Source organism: Idiomarina abyssalis (assembly GCF_019797805.1).
In the GTDB taxonomy this organism is placed as follows: domain Bacteria; phylum Pseudomonadota; class Gammaproteobacteria; order Enterobacterales; family Alteromonadaceae; genus Idiomarina; species Idiomarina abyssalis.
In genome coordinates this window covers 1,426,990-1,441,258 of record NZ_CP081832.1, presented here as the reverse complement: position 1 = coordinate 1,441,258, position 14,269 = coordinate 1,426,990, and the positions used below count along the sequence as shown (strand labels likewise).

The 14,269-nt window shown below is 46.5% G+C and carries 13 protein-coding genes; 8 read left to right on the top strand and 5 right to left on the bottom strand.

Annotation, left to right across the window (positions count from 1 at the left end; all coding sequences use genetic code 11):
- The gene (locus K5X84_RS06810) at positions 1 to 369 is read right to left on the bottom strand and encodes a histidine triad nucleotide-binding protein (RefSeq protein WP_054487947.1); all 369 of its coding nucleotides are present in this window, start codon (positions 367 to 369) and stop codon (positions 1 to 3) included.
- 61 nt (positions 370 to 430) lie between these two features.
- Positions 431 to 742 carry a heat shock protein HspQ gene (gene hspQ / locus K5X84_RS06805; protein ID WP_199493755.1) on the bottom strand — a complete coding sequence of 104 codons (312 nt, stop codon included), beginning with the start codon at positions 740 to 742 and terminating at the stop codon, positions 431 to 433.
- Positions 743 to 840: 98 nt separating this feature from the next.
- Between hspQ and K5X84_RS06800 the strand changes: the two genes are divergently transcribed.
- Positions 841 to 1,143, top strand: a complete 303-nt coding sequence (locus K5X84_RS06800) for a PilZ domain-containing protein (RefSeq protein ID WP_222235407.1) — start codon at positions 841 to 843, stop codon at positions 1,141 to 1,143.
- Between the two features lie 11 nt (positions 1,144 to 1,154).
- Here K5X84_RS06800 and metG read toward each other — a convergent pair whose 3' ends face one another.
- Positions 1,155 to 3,188 (bottom strand): methionine--tRNA ligase, encoded by a 2,034-nt coding sequence (gene metG / locus K5X84_RS06795; RefSeq protein WP_199493757.1) that lies wholly within the window; start codon positions 3,186 to 3,188, stop codon positions 1,155 to 1,157.
- Positions 3,189 to 3,292: 104 nt separating this feature from the next.
- Here metG and apbC point away from each other — a divergent pair, with 104 nt between their 5' ends.
- On the top strand, positions 3,293 to 4,279 hold the full coding sequence (apbC, locus tag K5X84_RS06790) for an iron-sulfur cluster carrier protein ApbC (RefSeq protein ID WP_224797362.1): 987 nt from the start codon (positions 3,293 to 3,295) through the stop codon (positions 4,277 to 4,279).
- Positions 4,280 to 4,324: 45 nt separating this feature from the next.
- Positions 4,325 to 4,912: a dCTP deaminase gene (dcd, locus tag K5X84_RS06785; protein ID WP_054487937.1), complete on the top strand. Its 588-nt coding sequence runs from the start codon at positions 4,325 to 4,327 to the stop codon at positions 4,910 to 4,912.
- On the opposite strand, the gene K5X84_RS06780 is transcribed toward dcd, so the two are convergent.
- Entirely contained in the window at positions 4,909 to 5,805 is an 897-nt protein-coding gene (locus K5X84_RS06780; protein WP_054487936.1) for a gluconeogenesis factor YvcK family protein, read from the bottom strand. The genes dcd and K5X84_RS06780 overlap by 4 nt on opposite strands.
- Before the next feature lie 106 nt (positions 5,806 to 5,911).
- Between K5X84_RS06780 and K5X84_RS06775 the strand changes: the two genes are divergently transcribed.
- From K5X84_RS06775 to K5X84_RS06755, 5 genes are all read left to right on the top strand, one after another.
- Complete coding sequence (locus K5X84_RS06775; RefSeq protein WP_222235406.1) at positions 5,912 to 7,318, top strand: protein adenylyltransferase SelO; 1,407 nt, start codon at positions 5,912 to 5,914, stop codon at positions 7,316 to 7,318.
- A 68-nt stretch (positions 7,319 to 7,386) separates the two neighbouring features.
- Entirely contained in the window at positions 7,387 to 7,905 is a 519-nt protein-coding gene (locus K5X84_RS06770; protein WP_199493720.1) for a DUF192 domain-containing protein, read from the top strand.
- Positions 7,906 to 7,920: 15 nt separating this feature from the next.
- Positions 7,921 to 9,594 (top strand): M28 family metallopeptidase, encoded by a 1,674-nt coding sequence (locus K5X84_RS06765; protein ID WP_222235405.1) that lies wholly within the window; start codon positions 7,921 to 7,923, stop codon positions 9,592 to 9,594.
- A 75-nt stretch (positions 9,595 to 9,669) separates the two neighbouring features.
- The gene (locus K5X84_RS06760) at positions 9,670 to 10,038 is read left to right on the top strand and encodes a hypothetical protein (RefSeq protein WP_054487928.1); all 369 of its coding nucleotides are present in this window, start codon (positions 9,670 to 9,672) and stop codon (positions 10,036 to 10,038) included.
- Between the two features lie 21 nt (positions 10,039 to 10,059).
- Positions 10,060 to 11,103 carry a bifunctional glycosyltransferase family 2/GtrA family protein gene (locus K5X84_RS06755; RefSeq protein ID WP_222235404.1) on the top strand — a complete coding sequence of 348 codons (1,044 nt, stop codon included), beginning with the start codon at positions 10,060 to 10,062 and terminating at the stop codon, positions 11,101 to 11,103.
- Positions 11,104 to 11,162: 59 nt separating this feature from the next.
- On the opposite strand, the gene K5X84_RS06750 is transcribed toward K5X84_RS06755, so the two are convergent.
- Positions 11,163 to 14,264 carry an efflux RND transporter permease subunit gene (locus K5X84_RS06750; RefSeq protein ID WP_199493723.1) on the bottom strand — a complete coding sequence of 1,034 codons (3,102 nt, stop codon included), beginning with the start codon at positions 14,262 to 14,264 and terminating at the stop codon, positions 11,163 to 11,165.
- Between the last annotated feature and the right edge of the window lie 5 nt (positions 14,265 to 14,269).

The window sequence follows — 14,269 nt, the reverse complement described above, 5'->3', positions numbered from 1 at the left end:
TTAGCCCTGCTTCTTTTTATCGGTATAAGGTGGCCAGCCCATTTGCTTTCCTGCTAAAACGTGCAGGTGAATGTGGTATACGGTTTGGCCGCCGTATTCGTTACAGTTCATCACAAGCCGGTACCCGTCTTCTGCAAAACCATGCTCAGCAGCCAACTTAGCGGCTACAACATAAAGGTGTCCCACCAATGCGGCATTGTCTTCATTAATGTCGTTAGCTGTAGCAATAGGGGTTTTAGGAATTACTAAACAGTGGAAAGGTGCTTGCGGGTTGATGTCTTTAAACGCAAGCGCCTGATCGTCTTCGTAGATAATATCCGCAGGAATTTCACGGTTAATAATTTTCGTAAAAATTGTCTCTTCTGCCATTACCTTGCCCTTATTACGCTATTTTAGTCTATGGTAACTATAGCAGTGGGCATCGGCAAATTTAGTTAAGATTTTCAGACAACTTATATTGGCTGGCAGATTTCCCGGAAAATAAAAGGTCCACCATAGGGTGCTGAATTTCTTGTTCTGAAAAGTCAGCTTCCAGACTGCTTTCACTGACATAGGTTTGGATTGACGAGTTGTTCACTAGAATATGGTACCAAGGCTGATTTTTTGCCGGTTTAGAGGTCGCCATTTTGTCATACCAACTGTCAGATAATGTGAAGCAGGGGTCAGCATCAATGATCACACCACGATAACCATAAAGACTGTGGGTGATGAGTTGACCAATTGAAAATTTTGCTTCTACCATGATGACGGTTCCTTGTTATCCGATACTATTTTTTTATCGGCCAGACCGTGCTAAAACTGAAGTAAGATTTACACTTTTTAAACAAAGTTGAGGGCAACATGCTGGAATCGCAGGAAAACCGGAATTTTATGCGGATGGCTGTCAATGCGGATGCGAAAGTTACTTTGGCAGAGGGTGAGAATAAAAAAGTACTCGAAGGCGTTTGTCTTGATTTGAGTGCAGAGGGGTTGTCACTTCAGCTGTCGGCTAATCTCGAGGTTGGCGATAAAGTCTTTGTTGAAATTTCGTCTTCGGGCCCAGTTGCGCCTTTAAAAATCAACGCTGAAGTCGTTCGCAGCCAGCGACTGGACGACAACAGCGGAGACTCTCTTGTAGGCTGTCGTATTATTTCAATGGATTGACAGCCTGGTTATTACATAACTCTCATGCCTGGTTTTGCGCCATCATGCGGGTTCAGAATATAGATTTCATCTTTACCCGGACCAGCTGCAAGCACCATGCCTTCGGATAGACCAAAGCGCATTTTACGGGGAGCCAGATTGGCGACCATAACAGTCAGTTGGCCTTTCAGAGCTTCTGGCTCGTAAGCTGATTTAATACCGGCGAAAACCTGTCGAGTTTCACCACCCAGATCCAGCGTCAGTTTCAATAGTTTATCAGCACCTTCAACGTGCTCAGCATTGGCAATAAGAGCAACCCTTAAGTCAACTTTAGCAAAATCATCAAAGTTAATTTCATCGGCAATTGGCTCTTTTTTGAGCTCATCATTAACTTCAGTCACTGGCGCTTGCGATGCTTGCTCTTCTTTTGATGCTTCAATCATGGCGTTTACGTCGTCCATTTCAACACGCTGCATGAGCGCTTTAAATTTATTAATAGGATGGTCGGTCAAAGCTATTTTGTGACTTTCCCAGGTAAAAGTATCGTTTAAAAAGTGTTGTACTTCTTCAGTCAACTTAGGAACTACCGGCGCAAGGTAAACCATTAACACGCGGAACAAGTTGATCCCTAAAGAGCAGATTTCATGAACTTCCTGCTCGCTGCCTTCCTGTTTAATTAACTGCCAGGGTTCTTTATCAGCAATATACTGATTGGCACGATCCGCTAATGCCATAATGTCGCGCATAGCACGGGAAAATTCGCGTTTTTCGTAAAGGACAGCAATATCATCACCGGCGATCTGAAAATCTTTTAGCAGTGTTGAGTCAGCAATATTGGCAGACAACTTTCCGTCAAATTTCTTCTGAATGAAACCGGCGCAGCGGCTGGCGATATTAATGACTTTACCGACGAGATCAGAGTTCACTCGTTGAGTGAAATCCGTCAGGTTTAAATCCAAATCATCAATACGACTGGTTAATTTTGCGGCGAAGTAATAACGCAGATATTCCGGGTCAAGATGCTCTAGGTAAGTACGAGCCTTAATAAAAGTGCCCTTAGACTTGGACATCTTAGTGCCGTTAACTGTGATAAAACCATGCGCCCACACATTGGTTGGCTGGCGGAAGTTTGCGCCTTTAAGCATGGCAGGCCAGAATAAGCTGTGGAAGTAGATAATATCCTTACCAATAAAATGATAAAGCTCTGCTTCACTGTCAGCTTGCCAATAGGTATCCCAGTCGGCTTTGCCTGTGGTTGTGCAGTAGTTTTTAAAGCTGCTCATGTAACCTATTGGAGCGTCTAGCCAGACGTAGAAGTATTTGTTTTCTGTGCCCGGAATTTTGAAACCGAAGTAGGGAGCATCGCGGGAAATATCCCAGCGCTGTAAGCCTTGCTCGAACCACTCGTTCAGCTTGTTCGCCATTTCATTTTGCAGTGAGCCTGAACGGGTCCAGCTTTTTAACATGTCACCAAATGCCGGCAGGTCAAAAAAGTAGTGTTCTGATTCACGCAGTTGCGGCTCAGCACCAGAGACGACTGACTTTGGATTCTTCAGGTCGGTCGGCGCATAAGTTGCTCCACAGACATCACAGTTGTCTCCGTATTGGTCTTCGGCACCACAGTCGGGACATTCACCTTTAACGAAACGATCGGGAAGAAACATTTCTTTTTGCGGGTCATACAGCTGTTCAATGACTTCTGTTTTGATATGACCGGCTTTATCAAGGCGCGTATAAATGGTTTCAGCCAGCTCACGGTTCTCATCACTGTGTGTGCTGTAATAGTGATCGAAGCCGACCAAAAAGTCGCTAAAGTCTGATTCATGCGAGCGTTGCATGTCGCCAATCATTTGCTCCGGCGTTATTCCAAGCTGTTGAGCTTTCAGCATTATTGGGGTGCCGTGTGCATCGTCTGCACAGACGAAGTGGCACTCGTTACCGCGTAGCTTTTGAAAGCGTACCCAGATATCGGCCTGAATATAACCTAACATGTGACCAATATGGATAGGTCCGTTAGCGTATGGTAGTGCGTTAGTAACCAGTATTTTACGTGCGGATTGGCTCATGCGAAAATCTGCTTCCGTTTCGTTGATTAATCGAATCTAAACCCAAAGTTTTATGCCGCTCATGTTAGCATAGCTCTTGCCTGATACACAGATCCTTGAGGTTGATGATGACAGATTTTACTCACCCCTTATTGCCGAATGGTATTCCTGAGAACTGGGTGACCGGTTCAGGTAAAGAGCGGGTCCTGAACTTACCTTTTGTTGCCGGCGAAAGTTTACTTCAGGCTATTCAGAATGATGCCGAGTTGGGGGAGTTTGAATGGCAACTTAACTGTCACATCAAAAAGTTAAAAAATTCTCAACCAGAGTTACCGCTAACGACTGGAAATGTCATTGTCGTCTCTTCCGGTAAGGGCGGCGTTGGTAAGTCATCGGTAAGTGTTAACCTGGCTTTGGCCTTATCTGAGCTTGGTGCTAGTGTTGGCCTGCTTGATGCCGACATTTATGGCCCGTCGATTCCTACCATGTTAGGTGGAAGGCACGGCGATATGGAGCTGACAAAAAACAATAAAATGCAGCCACTGCAACGACACGGCCTCCATGTGCATTCGCTGGGTTACTTAGTCGATGATAAAGACGCGACAATTTGGCGTGGGCCAATGGCCAGTGGTGCGTTGCAGCAACTCTACAAAGATACTGCCTGGCCGGCATTGGACTATCTTATTGTCGATATGCCACCCGGCACTGGCGATATTCAACTGACCATGGCTCAGAAACTGCCGGTTACCGGGGCGGTTGTGGTGACAACACCGCAAACGGTAGCGTTGAAAGACGCAGAAAAAGGTGTGGCCATGTTTAAAAAACTGAATATTCCATTAGTGGGTATATTGGAAAACATGAGCTATTACCAATGTCCGGCCTGCGGGCATGAAGATCCGGTTTTTGGCAAAAATGGGGGAGCGGACATGGCAACAGAGCATCACTTGCCGCTACTCGGCCAGTGGCCTTTAAATAGTGAGCTAAGAGAAAGTCTTGATGGTGATACACCCTTGTTAATAGCACAGCCACAACACCCGTTAAGTCAGTTAATTTTTAATTCTGCACAACAAGTTGCGGCAAACCTCTATTATCAACAGGAAAATTCGTTATAGTACTGGCCTTAAGGTCTTAAACGACAACACGGAGATAGATCAACCATGCGCCTAAACGACACTGAAATAGAACAACATTTGAAAGACGGAATTATAGGTGTCGAACCTGCACCCCAAGCCAGTAATATTTCAGGCGTGACACTGGATATTCATTTAGGCAACGATTTTCGTGTATTGCAGGATCATGCCGCACCTTTTATCGATATCAGTGGCTCACGTGAAGCCATTGAAGCGGCGATTCGTGAAGTCATGAGTGATGAAATTGTGCTAAAAGATGATCAGGCTTTCTTCATTCACCCGGGCGAGTTTGCCCTGGCCGTAACGCATGAATCAATTACATTACCCGCAGATATGGTTGGCTGGCTGGACGGACGTTCGTCGTTAGCACGCTTAGGTTTAATGGTTCACGTAACGGCGCACCGTATTGACCCGGGTTGGTCAGGGCAAATAGTGCTGGAATTTTACAATAGTGGAAAGTTACCTCTGGCTCTGAGAGCCGGTATGAAAATTGGTGCCATCAGCTTTGAGAAATTGAGCAGTCCCTGCGCAAGACCTTATAACAAACGAGACGATGCTAAATATAAAGACCAGCATGGAGCGGTGGCTTCGCGGATTTCAGCTGACGGCGGTTAAGCACTTTCTGTTAAAAGCTGCTTGCTGGCCTCTTGCAGTTTAGCCAATAAATTACTGGTGTTATGGCGGTAATGGACATCTTTATCACTTTCCAGGCCGCCAATAACCGGTAACTTCAGGTCTTTCTCTTTTTTATTGCTTAGCGCTAAATCGATAATTTGCTGACCGAGCTGTTTTTCAATAAATGAAACTTTATCGGCGAGACTCATTGCGCCAGCGGGTCCGCTCTCATCCGCCAGGTTATCAATAAAGACGACTTTCGCATTTGTTGTCAGCAGCGCGTCGCGTATACCAGAAACCAATAGCGGAGGCATAACTGACGTCATGAAGCTGCCTGGTCCCAGCAATATTAACTGGCTATTCTGTATATGGCGAATGGCTTCAGGAGTGGCTTTAACTGTGCCTGATAGAGACAGCTTTCGAGGCATGGCAGGAAGCTTATCAATACGAATTTCGCCATGGCACTGAATGCCGTCCGCCGTTGTCGCTATAAGATCTGTCGGGCATTCCGACATAGGTAAAATTCGGTTGTCGATATTCAATAGACGACTTAAAAGCTGAATACCGTCTAAAGGGCGGGCACTGAGCTGATCCAGTGTATAGAGCAGCAAATTGCCGAAGTTATGACCATGAAGAGAGGAGGTACAGTCAAAACGGTAATTGAGTACTTCAGCCGCAAGGGGTTGCTCTACCAGTTGGGACAGGCAATTACGAATATCACCCCAGGCAATGCAATGCTGCGATTCACGCAATAAACCAGTAGCTCCGCCGTTGTCTGTAGTCGCGACAATACCTACGAGTTTATGTTTCATAAAGGACAGAGTCGATAAAACTCGACCGAGTCCATGACCACCACCTATTGCGGTAATACGTCTTAATGAGTGCAGTTGCATCCGGCTTCCTTTGCTGCCTTTGGTCGAACGCTGCGACCTTAGCTGATTTATTATGAATTATGCAAGCCTCGCTGACTGTGTAACAATCTAATGAGCAGGAGGATGTATGCCAATAGTTTTTGATAACCGTTATGCTCGTAAGTTCCCCGAAATAACAACAAGTCAACCGATAAAGCCAGATGGTAAGGCTAACTTATTGTGGTTGAACGAACCGTTATGGGCTGAACTATCAGCAGGGGATAAGCCGCCGGCTAAACTTGCCGATTGGCTGGGCGGCCTTGAGCCATGGCCGGGCGTAGAGCCTGTGGCTCAGAAGTATGCCGGGCATCAGTTTGGCCATTTTAATCCTTATTTAGGAGACGGGCGGGGGCTACTGTTGGGTCAGGTTGTTGTTGGTGAAAAGCTGCAGGACATTCATGTAAAAGGAGCAGGACCAACGCCATACAGCAGAGGGGCGGACGGCAGAGCTGTTTTACGCTCTTCTGTGCGTGAGTTATTGGCAAGTGAGGCCTTTTACGCACTGGGCGTGCCGACAACTCGGGCACTGGCGTTAGTATCAACTGAAGGAAAGATACAGCGGGAACGTCTGGAGCCAGGCGCGATTTTGGCCCGCACTGCGGCAACTCACGTGCGTTTCGGGCATTTTGAGCACTGTTTTCATCGTAACCTTGAAGATACTATGAAACGCCTGTGGCAGGACACTATTGAAACGGTCTGGCCACAGTTAGCCAATGCCAGCGTTGCTGAAGGTTTTGCTCAGGTGGTCAAAAGAACAGCGGAGATGATAGCAGGGTGGCAGGCCTATGGGTTTATTCATGGTGTAATGAACACCGACAATATGAGTATAGCCGGGGAAACCTTTGACTTTGGCCCTTATGCATTTTTAGATACTTATAAACCTGAAAAGATTTTCAATCATACCGATGCCGGCGGGCGCTACGGATTCTTTCAGCAACCGGGCATTGGGTTATGGAATTTAAAGCGGCTGGCTCAGGCATTGAGTACCATGGTAGAGCCTGACGAGTTACAGAGCGCACTTGATAATTATGAAACTCAGTTGCGCCAGGCGTATCTTAATCTTATGACCAAGCGGCTGGGCTTATCCGCTGTTCCGGATGAACAGAAAATGGCGTTAATAGGGGGGTGGTTGAGTTTGCTTGAAGTCAATAACGCGGATTACCAGCTCTCGTTCAGAGATTTAATTGATTCGCTTGAATCCGGCGCACCGAAAGGACTGCTTAAGCAAAGTGGAGAAAGCTGGTGGAAGGAGTATCAATCAGCAATTAATGGTTATACTGACATTGATGTCATGAAGCAGGTAAACCCCTGGGTTATTGTCAGAACGCATCATGCTCAGCGTGTAATAGAGGCGTCAGAGGCTGGTGATAATTCATTATTGGAAGAGTATACGCAGGCGTTAATGAATCCGTTTGACGATGCTTTAAGTGACAGTGTCTGGGCCAGGCCCCCGAAGCCCAATGAACAGGTATCTCAATTGTCGTGTTCCAGCTGAGGTTTGAATTGCGATCTCCCGTTGGATAGGACAGAATCGAAGGAATGAATAATGACAGGGGTAATGGAATGAATTACCGAGTGTTTTTCGCTTTAATTTTTATGCTGCCATTTTGCGTTCAGGCGCAGCAGTGGCAAGTTCCTGAGCCTCAGGAATTTGATACGACTCAAGTTTGCCTGGGTGACTTGTCTCAACCTTTAACGGTAGAGCTTGCCGATACTCAAGAGCAGCATGCTCGTGGATTGATGCAACGGGAGTCGCTGGGCAAATATAATGGCATGTGGTTTCGTTATGGGCAGGAGAGGCCTGGTTATAGCGGTTTCTGGATGTACCAGACTTTGATTCCACTGGATATCGCATACCTTGATAAAAATCGTCGTATTGTAAAAACTTTTACGATGCGACCTTGTGGCAGTAACGATCCGAATAACTGTCGAAGCTATTCTCCGGGTAAACGTTACTGGAGTGTGCTTGAAGTGAATGCGGGATTTTTTGCTGAGCACGATATACGTACGGGTGATCAATTAAATAAAAGCCCGGACGGTAATTGCGAGTCGGCAAAAGAAAATAACAATAACGAAAAGTAAATAATAGGAGAGACCATGAAGTACGTCATAATGGGGGCGCTGAGTTTGACTGTATTAGCAGCCTGTGGACCGGCCACTCAGTCAGATAATGACACCGATAAAGCTGTTGCAGATATTCAGGACTCAGCCTTTAACCCTAACTACAGAGATTATTTGAAAACCTTATCTTCTGATGAGTTCGAAGGGCGTGCTCCTGCATCTGCTGGCGGCGAAAAAACGGTGAGTTTTATCGAAAGCCACTTTCGTGAATGGGGACTGAAACCTTATGACGAAGAAAATGATAGCTACCGTCAGCCGGTTCCACTTGTAAAGCTTATGCCGTACAAAGTCACTTCTTTAAACTTCAGTGGTGAGTCAGCTCCTGAGTCTATGGAATACCGCACCGAGATGATGGCCTGGACGCCTCGCGTTGTGGATGAAGTGAAAGTTGAAGACAGCGATGTTGTTTTTGTCGGATACGGTATTGTTGCTCCTGAATATGACTGGAACGACTATGAGGGACTGGACGTTGAAGGTAAGACCGTTGTCATGTTGGTTAATGACCCGGGCTACGCAACCGGTGACCCAGAGCTATTTAATGGTAACGCAATGACCTACTATGGCCGTTGGACCTATAAGTTTGAAGAAGCGGCTCGGCAGGGGGCTGAAGCCGCCTTTGTAATACACGAAACAGGACCTGCTGGTTATGGTTGGGGCGTTGTGGCTGGTGGCTCACCAGTGCGTTTTGACTTAAAACGTGAAAACAAAAATATGGATCGTTCGGCGATTGAAGGCTGGGTAACTGAGGAAAGCGCAAATGCACTTTTTGCCAGCGTCGGTAAAGATCTGGAACAAATGCGGGAGCTGGCGCTGAGTGGTGAATTTAAGCCAGAACCACTGGATATTGAAGCATCGCTAACCGTTAATAATAAATTTGAGTACTTAGATACCAACAATGTGATTGGTTATATTGAGGGCTCTGAATACCCGGAAGAGCACGTTATTTATATGGCTCACCACGATCACCTGGGAACGGATCCTGTCCGTGAAGATGATCCTATCTATAACGGAGCGCAGGATAATGCTTCAGGTACTGCCGCGCTAATGGCCATGGCCGAGCAGTTTGCAAAAGGACCTCAGCCTGAACGCTCAATTGTTTTTGCTGCTGTTGGTGCTGAAGAAAGCGGTTTGCTAGGTTCTGATTGGTATGCGACTCACCCAATGATGCCTCTGGGCAAAGCGGTTGGTGGTATTAACATGGACGTTATGAACGTCTATGGCCCGATGAAAGACATGGTTGTGGTGGGTTATGGTAATTCTTCTATGGAAGACTACTTGAAACGCTACGTAAAGGCCCAAGATCGTTATGTAGCACCTGAACCAACTCCGGAAGTTGGCTCTTTCTATCGTTCAGATCATTTCAATTTGGCGAAACGAGGTGTGCCTATGCTGTATGCGAAAGGCGGAAACGATCACGTCGAGAAAGGCCGTGAATGGACCGAAGAGCAACGTGCTATCTTTAATCGCGACGCTTATCACAAACCAGCAGATGAGTATAATGAAGATTGGGACCTGCGCGGTGTTCAACAGGATATGTCTATCTTCTACTCAATAGGTAACGAACTGGCAAATTCACGCGAGTGGCCTCAGTGGGCACCCGGAAATGAATTTGAGGCAGCGCGTAAAGCAACAGAAGATATGCGAAAATAAGCGTTAAGATAACCTTGTAGGAACGGTCACTGCCGTAAGTTGTCTTAACTTTGCAGTCATTTTTTAGGAGCAGTTATGACTCATAAACGAGATAAAGTTTATGTCCGTTTCAACCAAGGTTCACGTACCGGAGGAAGTTCCTCCGGCAACTGGCTCAGTCGTTTGCTGGGCCTTTTTTTATTGCTGGTTTTAGTGGGTCTTGGGCTGGCGTTTGGTATGGTCATTGCGGTAGTTTTATTGCTGCTAGCGATTCCTGTAATGTGGCGTCAGCGCCACACAATTAAACAGGTTTGGCGAATGCGTAAACAAGCCAAAGAGCACTACCAGGAACAACAACGCCAACATCAAAAACAACAAGAACATTATGAGAATAGGCGAGAGGATGGCGGATCGGTTATCGACGGGGAATACGAAGTTAAAGACGATCAGGACAAAAAATCTTAAAAAACAGGGTCCAGTGCTCGAATGAAAAAACCTTATATAGTTATTCCTGCGCTGGACCCTGACCATCACTTGCTGACGCTTGTTGATGAGGTCACAGCGAAAGACCCGGACTGGAGCCACTTTCTGGGAATTGTCATTGTTGATGATGGTAGTCAGTCCAAATCCGTTTTCCAGGAACTTGCCAACCGACACCGCATTCACATTTTAGAGCATGAGGAAAACCAGGGAAAAGGTGCTGCATTACGGACCGCTTTTCGATGGATTTTGTCGCAGCAAGAGGAACGTTGTTCAGGAGCGGTTACTGCTGACGCTGACGGACAACATCTTGCTGAAGACATACTTGCTGTTTGCACACGCCTAAAGGGGTATCCGGATAAGTTATGGCTGGGTAGCCGAACTTTTGATGAAAATGACATTCCTTTGCGTTCTAAAGTGGGTAATAAGTTAACCCGTGTTATTTTCAGGCTTGTAACAGGGCAGGATATTAAAGACACACAAACTGGACTGCGGGGAGTTCCTGTCGGCTTTTTGGAAAAGCTTGTTGACTTCAACAGCTGCGGTTATGAGTTTGAATTAGAGATGCTTTTATCCGCTAAACGTTATGGTTACCGGATAAAGTCTCAGGAAATTACCACGGTCTATGAGGAAGGCAATGAAACCAGTCATTATCGGCCCATTGTCGACTCCATAAAAATTTATCGAAAGTTTTTAAAATTTGCCAGTATTGGTATTTTGTCTGCCGGACTTGATTACTCGGTTTTTGCGACGGCTTACTTTTTTTCAGGACAAGTGCTTGAGTCGATTATTTTAGCCAGAGTGATTTCCGGAGTGTTTAATTTTTCTTTAAACCGTCAGTGGGTATTCAAGCAAGGTTCTCATATTGCGTGGGATGCGACAAAATACGGATGTTTAGCGGTAGTTCTGGTCGCTGCTAACTATGGGCTAACAGAGGCGTTTAGATACATAGGGCTGACACCATTTATTGGCAAACCGCTAGCGGAAGGGTTGGTCTTTTTATTGAGTTACAGAGGTCAAAAGTTGTTGGTCTTTAAAAAGGCTGTTTAAAAATAGCTTTCAGCTTTCAAAAAAAAACCGGAGTTCAAACTCCGGTTTTTTTGTTTCTGTTACTCTTCAGGTTGTTTGGGCGGGAAAATTCGTCGTACCACATAAAAGAACAGTGGAACAAAGAAGATTGCCAGCACAGTACCGCCTATCATACCGCCGATAACACTGGTTCCGATGGCATTACGGCTTGCAGCACCGGCACCATCACTTAGTGCCAGAGGCATAACACCGAATACGAAGGCCAGAGATGTCATAAGAATAGGGCGCAGACGTAAACGCACGGCTTCAAGAGTAGCTTCTAACAGCTCCTTGCCCTGTTCCTGTAAGTCTTTGGCAAACTCCACGATGAGTATCGCGTTCCGTGCCGATACACCAACAGTGGTTAGCAGACCAACCTGGAAATAGACATCGTTAGAAATACCCCGCAGCATGACGGCGATAACAGCGCCTAAAATTCCCAAAGGTACAACGAGCATGACAGAGAAAGGTATCGACCAACTCTCGTAAAGCGCCGCAAGGAAAAGGAATACGACAATCAGGGATACGCTATAAAGAATTGGGGCGAAATCACCGGATTGACGTTCTTGCAGTGAAATACCTGTCCACTCAAAGCCTATTCCCGGCGGCAGTTGCTCGATCATTCGCTCCATTTCAAGCATCGCTTCACCGGTGCTAACGCCCGGAGCAGCTTGCCCCTGGATCTCCATTGCAGAAACGCCGTTATAGCTCTCCACTCGCTGTGGACCATAAGTCCATTCCCAACTGGAGAAGGAGCTGAATGGCACCATGTCGCCCTGGTTATTTCGTACGTACCAGTCGTTAATATCCTGCGGCAGCATACGAGATTCAGCTTCGCCCTGAAGGTACACTTTTTTGACCCTTCCCCGGTCAATAAAGTCATTCACATAGGATGAGCCCCAGGCAGTGCTCAAGGTGTCGTTGATACTTGCGATAGTTAGCCCCTGTGCCTGAGCTTTTTCAAAATCGATATCAATTCTCAGCTGTGGAGCGTCTTCAAGTCCGTTCGGGCGTACCTGAACCAGTTTATCGTTTTGTCCGGCCATACCCAGTAATTGGTTACGGGCTTCGAGCAAACCGGCATGACCCAGGTTCCCCCGGTCTTGCAAGAACAAGTTAAAACCGCTGGAAACGCCGAGTTCCGGAATTGGTGGCAGGTTAAAGGCAAAGACCATGGCTTCTTTAATGGTCGCAAAGAAACCAAAAGCTCGTCCAATAACAGCTTCAACGCTCTGGCTTTCGTCACGCTCATCCCAGTCTTTTAAGCGAACAAAAGCGATACCGTTAGCCTGACTGCGTCCTGAGAAACTAAACCCAACAACGGAGAAGACGGACTGCACTGCATCTTCCTGGTTCAGGTAGTAGTCTTCAATTTTGTCCATAGTGTTGACCGATTGTTCTATGGTAGAACCAACCGGTAACTGCATTTGGGTCAGAAATACGCCACGGTCTTCGTCTGGTAAGAAAGATGATGGCAGTTGAGTAAAGAGGTAGGCAAGCACGCCAATAATACCCAAATACAGCAAGCCAAAGCGAATGGTGCGGCGTAAAATTGAATGAATGGAGTTTGTATACTTGACGGTCCATTTCTCAAGGGTACGGTTGAACCATCCAAGCGGTCCCCAGCCACTGTTTTTGTCATGCTTAACCGGTTTAAGCAAAGTAGCGCACAGTGCCGGTGAGAAAATTATCGCCACAAGAACCGATAGACCCATAGAGGTAATAATGGTCAATGAGAACTGTCGGTAAACAGCACCCGTGGATCCCGGGAAGAAGGCCATGGGGGCGAATACCGCTGCCATTACCACACCGATGGCAACCAGTGCGCCGGTAATTTGCCCCATCGATTTTATTGTTGCCTGTTTGGGTGATAAACCTTCTTCAGACATTAAACGTTCAACGTTTTCAACAACGACGATGGCATCATCAACCAATAAACCGATGGAAAGTACCATACCGAACATGGTCAGGGTGTTAATTGAGAAGCCAGCCAAAGACATGACACCCATAGTGCCCAGAATAACAACTGGAATTGCCAGCGTCGGAATTAGGGTTGCCCGTAAATTCTGCAGGAAAACGAACATTAACAGGAAGACCAGAATGATCGCTTCTATTAGTACCTGCGCAACTTCTGAAATTGAAATCTTAATAAAGGGTGTAGTGTCATAAGCCGTGACTAATTCCATTCCATCCGGGAAAAACTGTTCAAGTTCGTCCATGCGGGCTTTAACAGCATCGGCAGTTTCTAACGCGTTAGCACCAGTCTGCAAGTTTATAGCGAGACCCGTGGCAGGCTTTCCGTTGTAATTTGCTTTAATGGAGTAGTTTTCAGCACCTTTTTCGACCTCTGCAACATCTTTTAGACGTACCTGAGAACCGTCAGGTAAAACCTTTAAGGTGATGTTTTCAAATTGATCTGCGTCAGACATTCTGGTTTGGGCAATAATTGTCGAATTAAGACGTTGGCCGTCAACAGCCGGGGTTCCGCCTAATTCACCTGCCGCAACCTGAGCATTTTGTGCTCGGATAGCGTCTTTTATATCGGCCATGGTCATGCCGTAATTAACTAACGCAGAAGGGTCGACCCAAATACGCATAGCATAAGGCGCACCAAATAACTGAACATTGCCAACGCCGGTTGTACGGGCTATAGGGTCCTGAATATTCGAGGCAATATAGTCACTTAAGTCGGTTTGTGTGTAGCGGTCATCGGTCGCAACAAGCGCCGCAACCATCAGGAACGAACTGCTGGATTTACTGACAGTAATGCCCTGAGCTTGTACTTCCTGAGGTAGTTGTGGAGTTGCCTGTGACAGCTTATTCTGAACCTGAACCTGAGCAATATCCGGATCTGTTCCTGACGCAAAAGTCAGGCTGATACTTGCATTACCAAAGTTGCTTTGTGAAGAGAAGTAAAGCAGGTTATCGATACCTGTCATGTTCTGTTCGATCACTTTGGTAACTGTGTTAGACACCGTTTCAGCGTTAGCACCAGGGTAGCTCACCTGAATCTCGACAGCAGGCGGAGCAATGGTTGGATACTGAGCTATAGGCAGCTGTATCATAGCGATGGCACCGGCCATCATTGTCAGCAGTGCGATAACCCATGCAAATATCGGGCGATTAATAAAAAACTTGGCCATTACTG